The sequence below is a fragment of the Salibaculum griseiflavum genome, from assembly GCF_003129565.1.
Classification (GTDB): domain Bacteria; phylum Pseudomonadota; class Alphaproteobacteria; order Rhodobacterales; family Rhodobacteraceae; genus Salibaculum; species Salibaculum griseiflavum.
On sequence record NZ_QETF01000003.1, the window covers coordinates 108,969 to 128,299 of the forward strand.

General features: G+C 64.6%; 22 protein-coding genes. 6 read left to right on the plus strand and 16 right to left on the minus strand.

Features of this window, described 5'->3' with window-relative positions; genetic code table 11:
• Window positions 1-9 precede the first annotated feature (9 nt).
• The 10 genes from tolB to ruvC form a co-directional block, all read right to left on the minus strand.
• The gene (gene tolB, locus DFK10_RS04020) at window positions 10-1,323 is read right to left on the minus strand and encodes a Tol-Pal system beta propeller repeat protein TolB (RefSeq protein WP_109386843.1); all 1,314 of its coding nucleotides are present in this window, start codon (window positions 1,321-1,323) and stop codon (window positions 10-12) included.
• A gap of 103 nt (window positions 1,324-1,426) precedes the next feature.
• The gene (locus DFK10_RS04025; protein ID WP_109386845.1) at window positions 1,427-2,542 is read right to left on the minus strand and encodes a cell envelope biogenesis protein TolA; all 1,116 of its coding nucleotides are present in this window, start codon (window positions 2,540-2,542) and stop codon (window positions 1,427-1,429) included.
• A 12-nt stretch (window positions 2,543-2,554) separates the two neighbouring features.
• Window positions 2,555-3,034, minus strand: a complete 480-nt coding sequence (locus DFK10_RS04030; RefSeq protein WP_109386847.1) for an ExbD/TolR family protein — start codon at window positions 3,032-3,034, stop codon at window positions 2,555-2,557.
• Window positions 3,035-3,037: 3 nt separating this feature from the next.
• Window positions 3,038-3,712 carry a protein TolQ gene (gene tolQ, locus DFK10_RS04035; protein WP_217810053.1) on the minus strand — a complete coding sequence of 225 codons (675 nt, stop codon included), beginning with the start codon at window positions 3,710-3,712 and terminating at the stop codon, window positions 3,038-3,040.
• A 113-nt stretch (window positions 3,713-3,825) separates the two neighbouring features.
• Window positions 3,826-4,215 (minus strand): tol-pal system-associated acyl-CoA thioesterase, encoded by a 390-nt coding sequence (gene ybgC / locus DFK10_RS04040; RefSeq protein WP_109386849.1) that lies wholly within the window; start codon window positions 4,213-4,215, stop codon window positions 3,826-3,828.
• Window positions 4,212-4,841 carry a hypothetical protein gene (locus DFK10_RS04045; protein WP_408005567.1) on the minus strand — a complete coding sequence of 210 codons (630 nt, stop codon included), beginning with the start codon at window positions 4,839-4,841 and terminating at the stop codon, window positions 4,212-4,214. The genes ybgC and DFK10_RS04045 overlap by 4 nt, the downstream gene beginning before the upstream one ends.
• A 23-nt stretch (window positions 4,842-4,864) precedes the next feature.
• Window positions 4,865-5,875, minus strand: coding sequence for an ACR3 family arsenite efflux transporter (arsB, locus tag DFK10_RS04050; protein WP_109386851.1), 1,011 nt, complete (start codon window positions 5,873-5,875; stop codon window positions 4,865-4,867).
• A 73-nt stretch (window positions 5,876-5,948) separates the two neighbouring features.
• A complete protein-coding gene (gene ruvB, locus DFK10_RS04055) occupies window positions 5,949-6,971 on the minus strand; it encodes a Holliday junction branch migration DNA helicase RuvB (RefSeq protein WP_109386853.1) in 1,023 nt (340 codons plus the stop codon).
• Window positions 6,972-6,983: 12 nt separating this feature from the next.
• Window positions 6,984-7,655: a Holliday junction branch migration protein RuvA gene (ruvA, locus tag DFK10_RS04060; protein WP_109386855.1), complete on the minus strand. Its 672-nt coding sequence runs from the start codon at window positions 7,653-7,655 to the stop codon at window positions 6,984-6,986.
• On the minus strand, window positions 7,652-8,158 hold the full coding sequence (gene ruvC / locus DFK10_RS04065) for a crossover junction endodeoxyribonuclease RuvC (protein ID WP_109386857.1): 507 nt from the start codon (window positions 8,156-8,158) through the stop codon (window positions 7,652-7,654). The genes ruvA and ruvC overlap by 4 nt, the downstream gene beginning before the upstream one ends.
• 341 nt (window positions 8,159-8,499) lie before the next feature.
• Here ruvC and DFK10_RS04070 point away from each other — a divergent pair, with 341 nt between their 5' ends.
• On the plus strand, window positions 8,500-8,694 hold the full coding sequence (locus DFK10_RS04070; RefSeq protein ID WP_109386859.1) for a DUF1127 domain-containing protein: 195 nt from the start codon (window positions 8,500-8,502) through the stop codon (window positions 8,692-8,694).
• A gap of 80 nt (window positions 8,695-8,774) precedes the next feature.
• On the opposite strand, the gene DFK10_RS04075 is transcribed toward DFK10_RS04070, so the two are convergent.
• From DFK10_RS04075 to DFK10_RS04090, 4 genes are all read right to left on the minus strand, one after another.
• The gene (locus tag DFK10_RS04075; protein WP_109386861.1) at window positions 8,775-9,122 is read right to left on the minus strand and encodes a hypothetical protein; all 348 of its coding nucleotides are present in this window, start codon (window positions 9,120-9,122) and stop codon (window positions 8,775-8,777) included.
• 101 nt (window positions 9,123-9,223) lie between these two features.
• Entirely contained in the window at window positions 9,224-10,099 is an 876-nt protein-coding gene (locus DFK10_RS04080; protein ID WP_109386863.1) for a 50S ribosomal protein L11 methyltransferase, read from the minus strand.
• 3 nt (window positions 10,100-10,102) lie between these two features.
• Window positions 10,103-11,332: an MFS transporter gene (locus DFK10_RS04085; RefSeq protein WP_109386865.1), complete on the minus strand. Its 1,230-nt coding sequence runs from the start codon at window positions 11,330-11,332 to the stop codon at window positions 10,103-10,105.
• A gap of 48 nt (window positions 11,333-11,380) precedes the next feature.
• A complete protein-coding gene (locus DFK10_RS04090; protein WP_109386867.1) occupies window positions 11,381-11,815 on the minus strand; it encodes a dimethylsulfonioproprionate lyase family protein in 435 nt (144 codons plus the stop codon).
• Between the two features lie 176 nt (window positions 11,816-11,991).
• Between DFK10_RS04090 and DFK10_RS04095 the strand changes: the two genes are divergently transcribed.
• On the plus strand, window positions 11,992-13,059 hold the full coding sequence (locus DFK10_RS04095; RefSeq protein WP_109386869.1) for a YeeE/YedE family protein: 1,068 nt from the start codon (window positions 11,992-11,994) through the stop codon (window positions 13,057-13,059).
• A gap of 113 nt (window positions 13,060-13,172) precedes the next feature.
• On the opposite strand, the gene DFK10_RS04100 is transcribed toward DFK10_RS04095, so the two are convergent.
• Window positions 13,173-15,374, minus strand: a complete 2,202-nt coding sequence (locus tag DFK10_RS04100; protein ID WP_109386871.1) for a primosomal protein N' — start codon at window positions 15,372-15,374, stop codon at window positions 13,173-13,175.
• A gap of 92 nt (window positions 15,375-15,466) precedes the next feature.
• On the opposite strand from DFK10_RS04100, the gene fsa reads away from it, so the two are divergent.
• The 4 genes from fsa (at window position 15,467) to DFK10_RS04120 (ending at window position 18,754) form a co-directional block, all read left to right on the plus strand.
• Complete coding sequence (gene fsa, locus DFK10_RS04105; RefSeq protein ID WP_109386873.1) at window positions 15,467-16,120, plus strand: fructose-6-phosphate aldolase; 654 nt, start codon at window positions 15,467-15,469, stop codon at window positions 16,118-16,120.
• Between the two features lie 135 nt (window positions 16,121-16,255).
• Window positions 16,256-16,963 (plus strand): DUF484 family protein, encoded by a 708-nt coding sequence (locus DFK10_RS04110; RefSeq protein WP_109386875.1) that lies wholly within the window; start codon window positions 16,256-16,258, stop codon window positions 16,961-16,963.
• Window positions 16,964-16,966: 3 nt separating this feature from the next.
• A complete protein-coding gene (locus tag DFK10_RS04115) occupies window positions 16,967-17,887 on the plus strand; it encodes a tyrosine recombinase XerC (RefSeq protein ID WP_109386877.1) in 921 nt (306 codons plus the stop codon).
• A 171-nt stretch (window positions 17,888-18,058) separates the two neighbouring features.
• Window positions 18,059-18,754: a CDP-alcohol phosphatidyltransferase family protein gene (locus DFK10_RS04120; protein ID WP_109386879.1), complete on the plus strand. Its 696-nt coding sequence runs from the start codon at window positions 18,059-18,061 to the stop codon at window positions 18,752-18,754.
• Between the two features lie 7 nt (window positions 18,755-18,761).
• Here DFK10_RS04120 and DFK10_RS04125 read toward each other — a convergent pair whose 3' ends face one another.
• The gene (locus DFK10_RS04125; RefSeq protein WP_109386881.1) at window positions 18,762-19,214 is read right to left on the minus strand and encodes a hypothetical protein; all 453 of its coding nucleotides are present in this window, start codon (window positions 19,212-19,214) and stop codon (window positions 18,762-18,764) included.
• Window positions 19,215-19,331: the final 117 nt, after the last annotated feature.

Sequence of the window (19,331 nt, forward strand, 5' to 3'; positions counted from 1 at the left end):
ACCAAAACGTCAGCGTTGCAGCGGCCCCCAGGATGGATCCGAGGCACCGGCGGGCGTGGATACGCGCTGGAGGTTGCGCCCGGTTATATCGACCGAGAACAGGCTGGATGTGCCCCCGGCGCCCTGGGTCTCGCGGCTGAACATGATGACACGGCCGTTGGGCGCCCAGGTCGGCCCCTCGTCGAGGAACGAGGCGGTCAGCAGGCGTTCCTGGCTGCCATCGGTGCGCATGACGCCGATGTGGAATCGTCCGGCATTCTGCTTGGTGAAGGCGATCAGGTCTCCGCGCGGCGACCAGACCGGAGTGCCGTAGCGCCCTTCTCCAAAGGAAATCCGCCGCGCCTCACCGCCATTCGCACTCATGATATAAAGCTGTTGGGTGCCGGACCGGTCGCTTTCAAAAACGATCTGGCTGCCATCGGGACTGAAGGAGGGCGCGGTCTCGATCGAAGGCGCGCTGGTCAGGCGGGTATGCTGGCCGGAGCGCAGGTCGGTGCGCCAGATATCGGTATTGCCGCCATTGGCCAGGCTGTAGATCACCTGCTGTCCGTCGCGGCTGAAACGGGGACTGAAGGCCATCTCGCCCTGCTGGGTGGTCAGTTGCTGACGCCCCACGGTGGACACGTCCAGCACATTGATGCGCGGAAACCCGCTTTCGTAGCTGGTATAGAGCACCCGGTCGCCGTTGGGGCTGAACCGCGGAGCCAGCACAATGGTGCTGCTGTCCGTCAGGTATTGCACGTTGGCACCGTCGTAATCCATCACCGCCAGGCGCTTGGCGCGGTTGTCCTTGGGGCCGGTCTCGGCCACGAACACCACGCGGCTGTCGAAATAGCCCGCCTCGCCGGTGATCCGGGAATAGACCGCGTCGGCCACCTTGTGCGCCATCCGGCGCCAGCCGTCCGTGGTGCCGGTGAATTGCAGGCCCTCGCCCATCTCGGAACCCGAGAAGACGTCATAAACCCGGAACTTCACACTGACCTGGCTCCCGGTGACCGCCACCGCGCCCCGGATCAGCGCCTGCGCGTTGATTGCCCGCCAATCGGCAAAGGCGACAGGGTCGGAAAAACTGGCCGGGGTGGAAATGAAGGCGGAACGCGGGATCTGCCGGAACAGCCCGGTTCCCATCAGGTCCTGTGCCACAACCTGCGTGATACTTCCGGCGACCTGCTCGCTGCCTGCGGTTTCGGCGTGGAACCCCGGCAGGGCGAAGGGCAGAGGCTCGATCACGCCATCGGTGAGCTCCAGCCGCAGCGGATCTTGCGCATGGGCCACCGTGGCGAAAAGCACCGCCAACAGGAAGGTCAGGAACCGGATCATCATATCGTCTCCATTCTCTCAGGATCGGCCGTCAGTGCAATAGCGGCATGACAGACGCGGTGTCGGGGGGAAAAACTCCGCCGACCGCGCAGGATGCTTGGCGCCCCTACCATGACTGCATGTTCTCGGGGTTGAAGGTCAGTTCCACGTCGCGCCATTGGTCGTACTTGTCGGCGGGCAGGTCATAGCCGGAACGTCCACCATCGTTCTGGCAGCGCACCAGCGCCGAACGGGCCATGCGGTAGGCCACATCGGCATCGGACTGACTGCCACCCTCGAAGCTCAACATCCGGATGGACCCGGTATCGACCCGGCCATCCTCGGTCATCGAGAAGGCAACCGTCACCTTGGTCTGCATCGCCCCGGTCGAGGCGCTGCCGACGTTCCAGCAATTGCCGATCTGGCGCAGGAAGCTGGTCTTGGCGGCATCCGACAGGTCGCCGCCCGCCACCCCGGCGGTCGGTTGCGGCGGGGCCTCCGCCGCGGCCTCGGCCACGGCCTGGGCGACCGCATCCTCGGTCGGTGTGTCGGTCTCGGCGGTCTCGGTCGGCTGCGGCGCGGGACGGTTGGGCCGGGCCTGCGGACGAAGGCTGACCTCGGGTGCGCCCGAGGGCGTTTCGGCCTCGGTCACGATCTCTGGGGCCGCTTCCTCGGGGGCGGTGGTCTGGTCGACCTCTTCCACGGCCACGTCCTGCGCGGCCTCGTCCGAAGTGGCTTCGGCCACCTGGTCGTCGATCTGGGCATCGGGCTCCGGGGGCGCGACAGGTTCCGGCGCGATCCGGTCCGAGGGGCGTGGCACGGGGCGGGGGCTGTCATCCAGCTCGGTCGCAGGTGGCGGCGCAGGCTCGGCCACGATCTCGGGCAGGTCGGGCACCGTATCCGTCACCTGTGCCTCGGGTGTGTCAAGTTCCGGCGGCACTGGGGCCTCTTCGAGATCGGGCGTTTCGACCGGCGCGGGGGCATCCTCCACTTGCGGCGCGCTGTCCTCCTGCGGCGCGGGCGGCTCTTCGGGGTCGATCTCGGGCGGCGTCGGGGCCGCCACGTCTGCGGTCGGGGCATCGGGTTGCCCTGCCCGCATCATCGCCTCGAACTCGTCACCAGAGACGACGGACACCTCGGTCACCTGCATATCCAGCGGCTCGGACTCCAGCCCCCATCCGGCCAGCAGCCAGAGGACCAGCACCGCATGCCCCGCACCCGATATGTAGGTTCCAACACTCATGTTGCCCGTGGCCTAGCCGTCCGCATCATCCAGGGCGGGGCCGCCGCTATCGGTAACCAGCGAGATGTTGGTGATCCCGGCCGCAGTCAGCGCGCCCATGACCTGGGCCACCTGTTCATAAGGCAGGCTGCCATCGGCGCGCACGAAGACCCGGTCGCTTTCGCGTTCCGCCAGCACCCCACGCAACCGCGCCACCAATTCGCCGCGCGGCACTTCCGTGGTCATCAGCATCAGGCGGCCATCGGCGGTCAGCGTGACGGCCAGCGGCTCTTCCTGTTCGCTGGGCAAGGCCCCGGCGGCGGTGTCCGGCGTGTCCACCTCGATCCCGGCCACCATCAAGGGAGCGGACACCATGAAAATGATCAGGAGGACCAGCATCACGTCCACGAAGGGCGTGACATTGATCTCTGACATGGGCTGGCTGCGACGGGACCGGCGCCGCCCGCGGCGGCCGCCCCCTCCGTCGCCCGAATTGATGACACCCGCGCCCATGGCCTAACTGTCCAACTGGCGGCTGAGGATCGTCGCAAACTCGTCGGCGAAGGCTTCGTAGCCGTTCACGATCGCGTCGCTGTCCGAACTCAGCTTGTTGTAGAAAATCACCGCCGGGATCGCGGCCAGAAGGCCAAGGCCCGTCGCCAGCAGCGCCTCGGCGATGCCCGGCGCAACAACGGCAAGGTTCGTGTTCTGCTGTTCAGCGATTTCGATGAAGGCGTTCATGATGCCCCAGACCGTGCCGAACAGCCCGATGAAGGGGGCGGTCGACCCGACGGTCGCAAGGATCGGCAGGCCCTTCTTGAGCCGTTCGGATTCCTTGGCGATGGCTACGTCCATGGATCGGTCGATCCGCGCCTGTGCCCCGGCGATCAGCCCGCCATCCTGCCGGTGGCTGCGCCGCCACTCCATCATTCCGGCGGCGAAAATGCGTTCGGACCGGCCATCTGGGCTGGTCCCGATGCGATCGAACAGCTCGTCCAGCGGGTTGCCGGACCAGAACTGTTCGTCGAAGATGCGCGCCTCGGCCCGGGCCTTGCGATACTGGATCCACTTGTCGATGATCACCGCCCAACACCAGACGCTGGCGAGAACCAGTAGGATCATGACGAATTTCACGGTGATCGTGGCGCGGGCGAACAATGCCCACATCGTATAGTCGGATGCTGCTTCCATCTGCCTGCTCGTTGTTGTCGGGCCGATTGTGGCCTCGCTTTGACGACAGGTTTAGCCGGATTTGAAGCCGAAAGCCAAGAAAACCCGACCGGGGCGCGGAAATCCGAGTGCGGTCAGTGCAGGTTTCGGCGGAATACCGCTGGCAGCCGCACCGGCTGACCTTCCGAGCCCAGCGCCACAAGCGTCACAAGGGCCGAGAACAGGACCACTCCATCGCGCATCACATCCTGTTTGACCACGACTCGCACGCCGGTCATCATTTCGACGGTGGTTTCAACAATCAGCTCGTCGTCGAATTTCGCGGGCTGCATGTAGTCCGCCTCGACCCGGCGCACGGCGAACACCACGCCCTCTTCCGCCTTGAGCCGCGACTGGTCCACCCCCATCTCGCGCACCCACTCGGTGCGCGCCCGTTCGATGAATTTCAGGTAGTTGGCGTAATAGACGATCCCTGCGAGGTCGGTATCCTCGTAGTAAACGCGAATGGGCAGGCGATGTGTCATTGCAGGGCCTCCATGCGGGCGGACAGGCGCAGGGCGTGAGACGCATCCTGCGCAACGGCAGGAAGCACCGGGTCATAGGCCGCCCGGATCACCCCGGCGATATCCGGGCGCAGCACCGCGACGCCATCGGCCAGCGCCAGCGGCGAGGCGTCGGTAAAGGCCCGGTCGGACCACAAAAGGATCGTCTGAACCGCCTGCGACAGCGCCAGCGTCTCAGCGGGCACCTTCATCATCTCGGTATCCATGCAGATGAAGATGAAAGAGGCCCGGATCGCGCCATCCTCGTCGAAGCGGAAAATGCGGTACTGGTTGGCATCCTGAGCGGCGAGGCGCTGAACCAGCGGCGCAAGATCGGGCACCAGCCGGTCGAGGTCCGGCACCTGCGTGAGCTCCGCCCAGTCGCGGAAGAAGAAGACCATGACATTGGCGCCCAGTTCGGGGTCGGTCTCGGCCATCTTGTGACCCGACAGGGCGCAGACCGCCTCGAACGCGCCCTTGACCATCGACAGGGTTTCGTCCTCGACACCGAAAACGATGGGCACGATGGGCCGGCCCCAGCGGGCACACAGGAAACTGCCATCCGAACGGGTGAAAAGCGCTTCGATCTGGTCGGCTGTCAGTGCCATCGGTGTCCTTGGTTCTGGGCCGGTCATCCGGTGAAACGGGCGCGTGTGCGGTTGGCAAAGGCGACCAGCGACAGCATCACCGGCACCTCGACCAAAACGCCCACCACGGTCGCCAAGGCCGCGCCGGAATTCAAGCCGAAAAGGCTGATCGCGACGGCCACGGCCAGTTCGAAGAAATTCGATGTCCCGATCAGGGCGCAGGGCGCGGCAATCCGATGCGGCACCTTGAATGCGAATGCCGCGGCATAGGCCAGGGCGAAAATGCCATAGCTTTGCAGCAGGATCGGGACCGCGATCAGCACGATCACCGCCGGTTTGTCGACGATGACCTGGCCCTGAAGGCCGAACAGGATCACCACGGTGGCGATGAGACCGATGATCGAGAAGGGCTTGATGCGGGCCTGGAAGGCCGTGATCGCATCCGGTGTGCCCAGCCTGCGGCGGGTGATCAACCCTGCCACCAATGGCAGGGCGATGAACAGCACCACCGACAGGATCAGCGTTTCCCACGGCACAGCGATATCCGTCACACCCAGGAGCACCGCAACGATGGGCGCAAAGGCGATGACCATGATCAGGTCGTTCACGGTGACCTGAACAAGCGTGTAGTTTTCGTCTCCGCGGGTCAGTTGAGACCAGACGAAGACCATGGCCGTGCAGGGCGCGGCCCCCAGCAGGATCAGACCAGCGATATATTGCTGGGCATCTTCGGGCGCGATCCAGCGGGCGAAAACCACTTCGAAGAACAGGACCGCCAACGCGGCCATGGTGAAGGGTTTGACAAGCCAGTTGACAGCAAGCGTAATCAGCAGCCCCCGCGGCTGGCGTGCGACCTGCCCCAGAGAGGCCGGGTCGACGCCCACCATCATCGGGTAGACCATTGCCCAGATCAGCACCGCCACGACGAGGTTGACGCTGGCGAATTCCGCGGCCGCGATGGCATTCACCAGCGGCGGGGCGACATTTCCGATGACGATCCCCAGGATGATCGCACCGGCGATCCAGACCGACAGATACCTTTCGAAAACGCCCATGCACGCCCCCCTTCATTTACGCGCGTTTTGCGCCAGATGCCTGGGCAATGCAACGCAAGTGACCAAAGCGCTGTCAGGTTTTGAAAAGGTCGGATTGGTCTCTGGGTGCCTCAAGGCCGAGATGACCCCATGCCGCCTGCGCCAGCATCCGCCCCCGCGGGGTGCGCTGGATCAGGCCCTGCTGCAAGAGGTAGGGCTCGATCACCTCTTCCAGCGCATCGCGGCTTTCGGACAGCGCCGCCGACAGCGTTTCGATCCCGACCGGGCCGCCGCCATAGCTTTCCGCGATCAGGGACAGGTAGCGCCGGTCGGCGCCGTCCAAACCAAGATGATCAACGCCTAGCCGGGTCAGCGCCCGATCCGCGATCTCCTGCGTGACGGTGCCATCGCCCTCGACCACGGCGAAATCCACCACCCGCCGCAATAGCCTTCCGGCGATGCGGGGCGTGCCCCGGGCGCGGCGCGCAATCTCTTGCGCGCCACCATCCGTGGCCGGCGCCCCCATCAGCCGCGCACCGCGGGTGACGATCTCGTGCAGTTCCTCGGTCGTGTAGAATTGCAGGCGTGTGGGAATGCCGAAACGATCACGCAGCGGCGTGGTCAGAAGCCCCATGCGCGTGGTGGCCCCGATCAGCGTGAAGGGCTGCAATTCGATCCGCACGGTGCGGGCCGCCGGGCCTTCGCCGATGACAAGATCCAGCTCGAAATCCTCCAGCGCGGGATACAGCACCTCTTCGACCGCCGGGTTGAGGCGGTGGATCTCGTCGATGAACAGCACGTCGCGCGGTTCGAGATTGGTCAGGATCGCGGCAAGGTCGCCAGCCTTGGCCAGAACCGGGCCCGAAGTCATGCGGAACCCGACGCCCAGCTCCTTGGCCATGATCTGTGCCAGCGTCGTCTTGCCCAGACCGGGGGGGCCGTGGAACAGGGTGTGGTCCATCGCCTCGCCCCGGCGCTTTGCGCTCTCGATGAAGACGCGCAGATTGGCGCGGGCCTCGGCCTGGCCGATGAACTCGTCCAGAAGCTGCGGCCGGAGGGCCCGGTCGGCATCCTCGGGCTGGCGATCGGGGCGAAGGGTGGGATCGGGCTCTGCCATGCTATGCGCCTCTTACCCTTTCGGCGCCAGCAGCTTCAATGCCGCCTTGATCAGGGCGCCGGTATCCGCGCCGGGATCGTCTCCAAGGGCCTGTGCGACGGCACTGGCGGCCTCGGAGGGGCCATAGCCGAGATTGGTCAGCGCCGACAGCGCCTCGGACTGCGCCGCGCCATCGGAGGCGGGCGCGGTATGCGGCGCAGCGGGTTCGATCACCGGCTCGTCCTCGATCGCCCCGGTTTCGGCGGAGCCACTGATCGGGGCGGCTGCCCCCATCGCCATGACGGTCGGCGCCTTGTCCTTCAATTCGAGAATGACTTTCTTGGCGGTTTTCGGCCCCACCCCCTTGGCCGAGGCCACGGCGGCCCAATCGCCAAGAGCAATCGCCCGGCTTACACCATCCGGCCCAAGCGCGCCAAGAATGGCCATCGACGCCTTGGCACCGATCCCCTGCACCCCCATCAGCAGGCGGTGCCATTCCTTTTCCACCAGCGAGGTGAACCCGAACAGCTGCAACAGATCCTCGCGCACCAGCAGGTCGGTATAGAGGGCGACCGCCTCGCCCGTGCCGGGCAGCGCGGCCATGGTCCGGTCCGACACGAAGACGACATAGCCCACACCGCGCACGTCGATCAGCACATGATCGGCGGCACGATATTCCAGCCGTCCGGCAAGCCGCCCGATCATGCCGAGGCCCGTTCAACGGCGCGCGACAAGTGGCCAGCGGATTGCAGGTGATGGGAATGACAGATGGCGATCGCCAGTGCATCGGCCGCGTCCGGCCCGGCCAGGTCGACACCCGGCAATTGCAGGCGCACCATATGGGCGATCTGCGCCTTGTCCGCGTGGCCTACGCCAACCACGGCCTTCTTTACCGCGTTGGGCGCATATTCGCCCACGGCCAGCCCCGCGCGCGCCGCAACCAGAACGGCAACGCCCCGGGCCTGACCCAGCTTCAGCGTTCCGGCGCCGTCCTTGTTCACGAAGGTCTGTTCAACGGCGGCCACGTCTGGCGCATGAATGTCCATGATTTCCTGTAGCTGGTCATGCAGGGTGACAAGCCGTGCCGCCAGGTCCGGTCCGGCCGATTTGCAGATGCCGTTGGCCACGTGGGAAAGGCGCGATCCCGTCACGTCGATCAGGCCCCACCCCATGTTCCGCAATCCCGGATCTATGCCCAATACCCGCATCTGCGCCTCGTCCTCGCCCGTTATATTGCTGTTTTGCAACAGCCCTAGCACAAAAGGCGAACATTGGCCAAGGCGCAATGCAATGTCCGAAAACGACACCGCCCTGTTCAGATCACGACAGATTGCCGGAATCCGGTTCGTTTTCGCCACTCCGAGGTCTGAAAACGACTTCTACAGAGCTGTAATTTACCATTATTTTTCATCGACTTATCCATCAATTCCGCCATGCAGAAAATGCATGAAAGCCATGCGAAAAAAGCTCTGGTGAAAGATAACGGTCATCCCTACCTGCGGGTCAGAAAGACACACGGCGCCCGCCCATTTCCGAAGGAGTTCCCCCAATGGCCGCCATCGACATGATCCGCCCGCTCAACGGTTCCGGCTTTTCCATCGCCCGCATTTTCGGTGCGATCGCCAGCTGGAACGACGCCCGCGTCACCCGCAAGGCCCTGTCCAAGCTCAGCGCCCGTGAACTGGACGATATCGGCCTGAACCCCGGTGACATCGACCAGATCGCAGCGCGCAGCTACCGCTGAGCCGAAGCAGGCAGAAAACCCAGAAGGCCGCGTCCGGATTGCCCGGCGCGGCCTTTTTCGTGCCAGCACTTATCGTGAGGTCAGCGGCGTAGATAGGGGCGGGTTTGCTGGCCGATCCAGATCGTTACGGCATCTTCCTGCAGCAGCCACGCGCCGGCCTTTTCGATGACCGTTCCCTGGCGCAACCGTTCGACACGGTCATTGTAGCCAGCAGCCCCGATCTGCGCCCAGAGCAAACCCTTGAAGGCAAACCCCAGCAACACCACGACAAGGACGCCCCGCAGCGGAAAGCGCGGACGCGCGACCCGTGGTCGGGTGACGATCAATCCATCCTTGCCAACCCGGTGTACCACGCCGTTACGACGAATCCGGTCATGGGTGCGAACGATGCGGTCAACCCGCTTGTCAAATCCAGTATCAATAGACATGGCAGCCTCACTGTGATCCCCACCACAGTGTGACGAAGATGTCGCCGAAATGTGGCCAGAATGAGGCAAACCCCGTGAATCCGCGGATTTGCCCGGAAAATTCAGGATATTTTCTGCAGAACCAGCGTCGTCCAGTCGACAATCTCATCACGGCTGACCAGATTGAACCCGGTTCGTGAATAAGCGTCAATCACCGCTGCGGCCTGGGGATTGAGGATCCCGGAAAGAATCACGTGCCCTCCCGGCGCCGTATGCGCCGACATTTCCGGCGCCAACTCTATAAGCGGCCCCTTCAGAATATTGGCGAAAACCAGGTCATAGGGCGCCAGCTCGGATAACCGGTCCGCACCGAAACCGGCAGCTTCGACGCAGGTCACGGCACCGGCCATGCCATTGGCGGCCAGGTTGGCTTCGGCCACCTCGACCGCGACGGGGTCGATATCGCTGGCAATGACCTGCGCATCGGGCAGGCATTTCGCCGCCGCCATGGCAAGCACCGCCGTGCCGCAACCGATATCGGCCACGCGGGAAGGCGCATGCCCCGTATTCAGCAAGGTATCGAAGGCGCGCAAACATCCCAACGTCGTACCATGGTGGCCGGTGCCGAAGGCCATCGCCGCCTCGATCAACAGGCCGACGCGGCCCTCGGGCAGCTTGTCCGCATCATGGCTGCCATGGACGAAAAAGCGCCCCGCCTCCACCGGCGCCAGCTCCCGTTTCACATGGGCGACCCAGTCCACCTCGGGCAATTCCGACACGGCGAAGGGCTTAGCCCCATGCGCCGCCGCCAGAAGGGCCAGCGCAACTTCGTCCGGAGCATCCTCGAAGTAGCCGCCTACCTCCCACAGGCCAGAGCCGTCCTCCAGTTCGAAAACGCCAACCCCCGTCGGGGCGGGGTCCAACCCTTCCATCGCGTCGCCCAGCGCCTGCGCCGGGTCTTTGCCATCAAGGGTGGTCAGGGCGGTAAAGGTGGTCATGGTCTACTCCGCTGGGGCGGGCATGACCCGCGCAAAGATGGTTTCGTTGCCCGGACCGGGATGGCGCGGGATCATCAGGGCGAGGATCAGCGAAATCCCCGCCATGCTTGCAGCAAGCGAAAAGACCGCCGCCGGCGAGACCAGCCAGAGATACCCCAGCAGTGCCGGCAGGAAAACGGCGGCGATATGGTTGATCGTGAAGGCCACGGCGGCGGTGGGTGCGATATCCCCCGGATCGGCGATCTTCTGGAAATAGGTCTTCAGTGCGAGGGCCAGCGCGAAGAACATGTGATCCACCACGTAGAGCGCCGAAGCCAGCACGACCCCCCAGCCAAACCAGTAGATGCCGCCATAGGCCAGAAAGACCGCGATCAATCCGACATATTCGAAGGACAGCGCCATCCGCTCTCCCCAGATTCCGACCAGCCGCCCCATCAACGGCGCGAAGATCATGTTGGCCACAAGGTTGATCAGGAACAGAGCCGTCACCTGGTGAACCTCGAAGCCGAAGCGTTCCACCATCATGAACCCGGCGAAGACCACGAAGATCTGCCGCCGCGCCCCCGACATGAATTGCAGCGCGTAATACAGCCAGTAACGGCGGCGCAGCACCATCTGCTTGAGTTGCGGATGCGGGCTTTCGAATTGCGGGTATGCGAAATAGCAGAACAGCGCTGCCAGTGCCGTGAAGCCACCGGAAACGACATAGACGAAATTGTAGCTCAGATCGAAGCTTTCCCAGGTCAGCACGATGAGGACATAGGCCGCCAGCGTCGCCCCGGACCCCGCCGCCAGGATCCAGCCCAGCATCTGCGGCGCGCGCTGCCGATCAATCCATTGCAGCTGTAAGGATTGATTGACCGTCTCGAAATAATGGAAGCCGATGGACGACAGCATCGTGATGGTCAGGATGCCCCCCAAGGATGGGAACTGCGCGGTCAGTGCCGTGGCGACACCCAACAGCGCCAACGCGACGATCCCCAGCACCTGTTCTCGAAACAGCATCAGCAGGGCAATCACGCCAATCGCCAGGAAGCCGGGGATCTCGCGCACCGTGTGCAGCCAGCCGATATCCGACCCATCGAAGCCCGCCGCCTCGACAACGAAATTGTTCAGCAGCGCCGACCACGTGGCAAAGGCCACCGGCATGGCGGCTGCCATCAGGAAAAGAAGCGTCACGGGCCTGCGCCAGAACGGCAGGGACCGGGCCTCGGCCAGGGGGACAATGCGCATGGCGTGCGCTCTACGCCTTTTTGGCGCCCTTGGCGAGAGGCACGCTCCTCAAATGGCGGCGGAGAATGTGTAGTCGATCTCGGAAAAACAACTTGCCGGGAAACTGTAGACGAAGCTCAACCCCGCCTCGGAGGCGACAACGCCATGTTCGGCCCCCGGCGGCAGGTAGACCGCCACACCGGACGATATCTCGTGCGCCTCCCCCTCGATCATGACCGTGCCGGAGCCGGATAGCCCGAAATAGACCTCGGCCTGGGAATGCCGGTGCATTTCCAGCGTCTGGCCCGGCCCGAATTCGGCCAGCCCCATGACGATGTCGGTGCTGGCCGTCCGATCTCCACTGATCAGCGTGCGCCAGCTGCAACTGCCATGGCCGGTCTTTTCACCGTTCTCAAGCGGCGTCTGCGCAGCCTCCAGGCGCAACCCCTTGGGCCGGGGCACAGGGCGGATGGTGATATCCTTGAACGGGTCCTGAACGCTCATCGCTTCCTCCCTGCAACAGCGCCTTCCTCATTTCCGCCAAGACCACGAAAAAGCGGGGGATTCTGCTTCACATGCGACCAGTGCAAAGTCGTTTTCGGACCCGCACCTGATCCATGTCAAAGCGGACACATTCAAATTGCGGCATGTCCACCCAAACAACCAAGGACAACAGCCCCATGGACCTTATCCTGTACCTGGCCGAAACCCTGGGCGAGGCGCAGACCGCCGCGCTCTTCGGCGTGATCACCGGCGTGATTTTCGGCGTGGCTGCCCAGCGCTCGCGGTTCTGCCTGCGGGCGGCGACAAGCGAATTCGCGCGCGGCATCTGGGGCGACAAGGTGGCAGTCTGGCTGCTGACCTTCTCGACAGCGCTTGTCTGGGTGCAGGGCGCGCGGCTTCTGGGCCATGTCAACGTCACCGAGGCTCGGATCATGGCCGTGCCGGGCAGTTGGTCGGGCGCCATCCTCGGCGGGCTGCTCTTCGGGGCCGGCATGATCCTGGCACGCGGGTGCTCGGGCCGCCTGCTGGTGCTGGCGGCCACGGGCAATCTGCGGTCCGTGGTGTCCGGGTTGGTCTTTGCAGTCGTCGCACAGATGTCGTTGCATGGCTGGCTGGCCCCGCTGCGCGACCGGCTTGCAGGGCTGTGGATTACCGAGGGCGGCCGCAATCTCGACCTGATGACAGCCGCCCGCCTGCCCGATTGGGGCGGTCTCGTGCTGGGTGTCGTGCTGGCCGGGCTGGCGCTGTTCCTGTCCCGGCGCAACCGGATCGGCGCGGCGCGGCTGGTCTTCGCCTCGGGCGTGGGCTTTGCCGTGGCCGTCGGCTGGATCCTGACCACATCGCTGAGCCAGATCGCCTTCGACCCGGTCACCATCGAAAGCGCGACCTTCACCGGCCCCTCGGCCAACACCCTGATGTTCTTTCTCGAACCCGCGCCGGTCCTGACCTTCTCGATAGGCCTCGTGCCGGGGGTCTTCCTGGGTTCTTTCCTCGCCGCGGTGCTGACACGGGAATTCAAGTTCCAGGGCTTCGAAGACGAGGCCAATATGCGCCGCGCCCTGATCGGCGCCGCCATGATGGGCTTCGGCGGGATGCTGGCGGGTGGCTGCGCCATCGGCGCGGGCGTCACCGGCGGCTCGGTCTTCGCGGGCACGGCCTGGGTCGCTCTGACATCCATGTGGATCGGCGGCATGCTCACCGATTACCTCGTGGATCAGCGCCGCCCAACGCCGCAACCGGCCTGACTTCTTTGGGTCCGAAATACCGCGGGGGAGTCGCGTGCCCCGCACGCGACGGGGGCAGCGCCCCCTCTTTCACAAGAATAGAGCGTGCGCAGCACTCAATTTGAAACCCGACCTCAGTAAAAGCTCTGCGGGTCGATATCTATCGCCAGGCGCAGGTCGCCCTTGAGCCGGAATTGCGCCACCCACTGCGCCAGGGCCTGCTGCAGCGGCGCAGCCTTGTCCGCCTTGACCAGCAGCCGCACCCGATGCCGCCCACGAATGCGCGCGATGGGGGCCGGCGCAGGGCCAAAGACCTGCGCTCCGATCCGCCGCAAAGGCGCGTCGTTGCGGGCCATTTCCGTGCCCAGGTCGAAAACGGCCTGCGCTTCGGGCGAGGACAGGATGATCCCCGCCATACGGCCATAGGGCGGCACGCCCGCCGCTTTGCGCTCTGCCGCCTCTGCGGCCCAGAAGGCTTCTTCATCACCACCCAGAATGGCCCGGATTACCGGATGTTCCGGCTGGAACGTCTGCAGCAGCGCCTCGCCGGGCACATCTGCCCGGCCGGCGCGCCCCGCGACCTGTCTCAGCAACTGAAAGGTGCGTTCAGCCGCGCGCAGGTCCGACCCTTGCAGCCCCAGATCGGAATCGATCACCCCGACCAGTGTCAGCTTGGGGAAGTTGTGCCCCTTGGCGACGAGCTGGGTGCCGATGATGATATCAGCCTCTCCCGCGGCGATCCCCTCGATCGCCTCTTTCAACGCCCGGGCCGACCCGAAAAGGTCCGATGACAAGACGACGACCCGCGCCTCGGGCCACAACGCCCGGGCTTCTTCTTCCAGCCGCTCCACGCCCGGGCCGACCGGGGCAAGGCGGTCCTCGGCCTCGCAATTGGGACAGACCGACGGCATCGGTTTGGTCTCGCCGCATTGATGGCACATCAGCCGCTTGAGAAACCGGTGTTCCACCATGGTCGCGTCGCAATGGTCACAGCCGATCTGGTGGCCGCAGGCCCGACAGATCGTCACCGGGGCATAGCCACGCCGGTTCAGAAACAAGAGCGCCTGTTCGCCCCGCGCGATCCGCTGATCGACCGCTGATTTGAGCGTGGGCGACACCCACTTGCCCCCCGGAAGGTCCTCAAGTCGCAGGTCGATCGCGGCCATCTCGGGCATCACCGCCTCGCCGAAGCGGTCGGTCAGGTCGAGCCGCGCGTATTTCCCCGCCTCCGCATTTGCCCAGCTTTCCAGCGACGGGGTGGCGGAGGCCAGCACCACCTGCCCCCCGGTCATCGAGGCCCGCAGAACCGCCATGTCGCGGGCATTGTAAAGCACGCCGTCTTCCTGCTTGTAGGAGGTATCGTGTTCCTCATCGACGACGATCAGGCCGAGGTCGCGAAACGGCAGGAACAGCGCCGAGCGCGCGCCGACCACGACCTGGCAGCCCCCCTGCCCCACCATTTTCCAACAGCGCCGCCGCTCGGTCATGGTGACACCGGAATGCCATTCCGCCGGTTTCATCCCGAACCGCGCCTCGATCCGGGTCAGGAATTGCTCGGTCAGGGCAATCTCGGGCAGCAGGACCAGCGCCTGCCGCCCCGCGCGCAGGGCCTCGGCGACGGCCTCGAGGTAGACCTCGGTCTTGCCTGACCCGGTCACACCCTTGAGCAAGGTCGTGCCATAGACCCGCGCGCTGATCCCTTTTCGCAATGCTGCGGCGGCCTGTTCCTGCGCCGCGGTCAGGGTCTTGCCGCCATAATCGGGGTCAAGTCGCGGATAGGGCGTGTCCCGCGGCGCATCTTCCTCGCAAACCGCCCCCTGTTTGACTAACCCCTTGACCACCGAGCTGGACACGCCCGCCATTTCGGCAAGCTCCCCAAGGGTAAAGGACAAGCCGCCATACGCGCGCAGCACCCCCAAAACCTTCTCACGCGCCGTGGTCATCCGGTCGGGCAACGTGCCCCCCAGGCGGTAAACCTTGCGCATCGAGGGCGCATCCCCCAGCCCCGGCGCCCGCGTGGCCAGCCGCAGCATGGCCGGCATCGGTGTCAGGGTATACGTGGCCGCCCGTTCAAGGAATTCCCGCATATCCGGGGCAATCGGCGCGACGTCCAGCACGCGGATCACCGCCCGCACTCTGGCCCTGTCGTAATCCCCCTGCCCCGGCCCCCAGACCACGCCCAAAACCTTGCGCGGCCCGAGCGGCACCTCGACGAACGCCCCCAACCAGCAACCGCCTTCGGGGGCCTTGTAGTCGAGCACACGATCCAGCGGCTGGGTGGTCAAAACACCGACCAGCTCGCCCTCATCGAAAAAGTCGCGTGCTACCGAGGTCATGTTAGCGCAACCATAAGGGGGTTTCCGTCTTGTTGTATCTGGGGTAAACGCTGGCGCGACGACTGCCAACCCCAACCATCCGGAGCCTTGAAATGAAATTCTTTGTCGATACTGCCGATGTCGATGCCATCCGCGAATTGAACGAACTGGGCATGGTGGACGGTGTCACCACCAACCCTTCGCTGATCGCCAAGTCGGGCCGTGACATTCTCGAAGTGACCAAGGAAATCTGCGACATGGTCGACGGCCCCGTCAGTGCCGAGGTCGTCGCCACCGAGGCCGACGCGATGATCGAAGAGGGCCGCAAGCTGGCCAAGATCGCCGACAATATCGCCGTCAAGGTCCCGCTGACCTGGGACGGCCTCAAGGCCTGCAAGGTGCTGTCGGACGACGGCAACATGGTCAATGTCACGCTGTGTTTCTCGGCCAACCAGGCGCTCTTGGCCGCAAAGGCGGGCGCGACCTTCATCTCGCCCTTCATCGGCCGCCTCGATGACCTGAACCTCGACGGCATGGACCTGATCGCCGACATCCGCGAGATCTACGACAATTATGGCTTCGACACCCAGATCCTTGCCGCCTCGATCCGCTCGGCCAACCACATGTCCGAGGCCGCCAAGATCGGTGCCGACGTCGCCACCGCACCGCCGGCCGTGATCCACAAGATGGCCGAGCATGTGCTGACGGACAAAGGTCTCGCCGCCTTCCTCAAGGATGCCGAGAAAGCCGGCATCAAGATCGTCTGATCGCGTTCTAGCGGCCCGGTCCCGCACCGGGCCGCCACACCTGACGCGAGACCTCGCCCAGTGAGAAATTTGTTCTGGCCCGGTCTGAACTCTTTCTGCTAAACCTCCGTTCAAACACAAAGAATGGCGTGGTTCATGAGCAGCACCCCCGGCAAAGACACCGATTTCCGCGACCGCATCCTGTCCGATCCCGAGGCGGTGCTGGAAGATCAGGACATCATGCGCGCCCTGATTACCGCCAATGAGAAATCCATGGGGTCCAATATCGTGGACCTGCGCGGGATTGCCATGGAACGGCTTGAGGCCCGGCTGGACCGTCTCGAAGATACCCACCGCAATGTCATCGCCGCGGCCTATGAGAACCTCGCCGGGACCAACCAGATCCATCGCGCCATCCTGCGGATGATGGATGCAAACCGGTTCGAAAGCTTCCTGTCCGACCTCAAGGGCGACGTGGCCGACATCCTGCGTGTGGACACGGTTCGGCTGGTGCTCGAATCCGCCGCCCGGTCCGAGGACCCCGCCGTCGCCAAGTTGCAGGACGTGCTGTGCGTGGCCGAACCGGGCTTCGTGGCCGGTTACATCACCCAGGGCCGCAATCACCCGATCCGCCAGGTGACCCTGCGCCAGGTCCGCACGGACAACGCGATGCTGTTTGGCGACAAGGCCGATTTCATCCGCTCCGAAGCCTGCCTGCGCCTCGACCTCGGCGAAGGGCGCCTGCCCGGCATGCTGGTCTTCGGCGCAGAGGACCCGCACCAATTCACGCCCCAGCAAGGCACCGACCTGCTGGCCTTCTTCACCGGCGTCTTCGAGCGCGTCATGCGGCGCTGGCTCAGCTAGGCCATGATCTCCCCGGCCCTGTCCGACACCCTCGCCCACTGGCTTGACCACCAGAGGGCGATGAATGCGGCGTCCGAAAATACCTTGTCGGCCTACCAGCGCGACCTGTTGTCCTTCCTGGACTTCATGTCCCAGCACCATGGCGAGGCGCAGGGCCTTGGCCCGATCGCGCGGATCACCACGTCGGACATGCGCGCCTGGATGGCCCATGAACGCGGGCGCGGCGTTGCGGCACGCTCGCTGGCGCGGTCATTGTCGGCGGTCAAATCGTTCTACCGCTGGCTCAGCGAACGCGAGGGGTTCGAAGCCACCGCCGTTCTTGCCACCCGCTCGCCGAAGTTTCGCAAGAAATTGCCCCGCCCGCTGGCCGAGGACGCCGCCCGGGCCATGATCGACCGGGTAGACCTTCAGGCCCGCGAACCCTGGGTGGCCGCCCGCGATACGGCAGTCGTAACGCTGCTTTACGGCTGCGGCTTGCGGATATCCGAGGCCCTGACACTCACCGGAGCGGACGCGCCGCTCGGCGCGACCCTGCGCATCATCGGCAAGGGCAACAAGGAACGGATCGTCCCTGTCCTGCCCGCCGCGCGCGAGGCCGTAGCCACCTATGTCAAAGCCTGCCCCCATGACCTGCCACCGGCCGAACCGCTCTTTCGCGGTGTCCGTGGCGGCGCCCTGTCCCCCCGCGCGATCCAGAAAGTGATGGAACAGGCGCGGATGCAACTCGGCCTGCCCGCCACGGCCACACCCCACGCCATGCGCCACAGCTTCGCCACGCACCTGCTGAACGCCGGCGGCGACCTGCGTGCGATCCAGGAATTGCTGGGCCACGCCTCTCTCTCGACCACTCAGGCCTATACCGCTGTCGACACGGCCCGCCTGATGGAAGTCTACGACAAGGCCCACCCCCGCTCTCGCGGCTAACCGCTTCTTTGGGTCGAAAATACCGTGGGGGAGTCGGTCGCAGACCGACGGGGGCAACGCCCCCAAACCCGAGGAGGAGGCACGACGACGAGACATGCTGCGTGGCGCAGCCACTCCGTTCGGCACCCGCCACCTGTTGCGCCCGCGGGGCAAATCCTCCATGACACGCCCATGACAGCCCAATCCAAAGCCCTTGCCGTTCACCTCTTGACCGCCACCGGTGCGGTCTTTGCCATGCTCGCCATGCTGGAAGCGATCCAGCAGGATTGGGCGATGATGTTCGTCTGGCTGGTCGTGGCCTTCGCCGTCGACGGGATCGACGGGCCGCTGGCGCGTCGCTACCAGGTCAAGCAATACGCACCGCAATTCGACGGCGTGCTGCTCGACCTGATCATCGACTACCTGACCTATGTGTTCATTCCCGCCTACGCGCTCTACGCCAGCGGCTTGATGGATGGCTGGTCGGGCTGGGTGGCAATCATCGCCATCACCTACGGCTCGGCCATGTATTTCGCTGACACCCGGATGAAGACGACGGACTATTCGTTTTCCGGCTTTCCGGGATGTTGGAACATGGTCGTCCTGGTTTTCTTCGCAACCGAACCGCACTGGGCGATCTGCCTTTTGGTGGTCACGGCGCTGACCATCGCCATGTTCCTGCCTGTGAAATTCATCCACCCCGTCCGCACCGCAAGGTGGCGTGCCCTGTCGCTGCCGCTTGCCTTTATCTGGACGGCCCTGGCCGGATACGCGGCCTGGACCGGGTTCGGTCCCGGGCCGGTCGTCACCGGCGGGCTGATCGTCACCTCGATCTACCTGTTGCTTTCGGGGCCTGTGCAGCAGGCCATTCACGGAATGGACGGCTAGCCCGGCTTCAGAAAACCGCGTCGATCACCATCTCGACGCCGTTCTGTTCGAAACTGTCGCCCGCGCTCATACCGGCCATCTTCTTGTAGATCGGGCTTTCCTGGGAAATGCCCATGTAGGTTTCTCCGCCGCACTCGAATTTCTTCGTGGACACGGCGACGATGAAATTGCGGCCATTCAGCGTGACCACGGCCCCGGGCCCGACCTCGGAATTGGGGCCGGTATCCAGCGCCTCGAGCGCGTCGATCTTGGCCTCGTGGTCATGAATAGGATCGTCGAACCCGTGGGCCAGATCGGCCGCCATGCGGGCCGCGGCCATCTCGTCGCGTTCATGGGGTTCATTCGCAACCAGACGGCTGTCCTTGAGGAAGGCCTCGTAATGCTCTCTGGCGGCCTGCAACTCTTCGACCTCCAGCGCCATCATCTTGTCGCGCAGCTCGGTCTTGGGCGGATGTGCCATTCGCGTATCTCCTTCGCTTCATTCCCTTGTATCAGACAAGTTGCCGAACAATCCTGCGCTGATCTGGATCAAGAGATTCCATGGTCGCCTGCAGGTTCGCATTACTGCTTGGCAAAA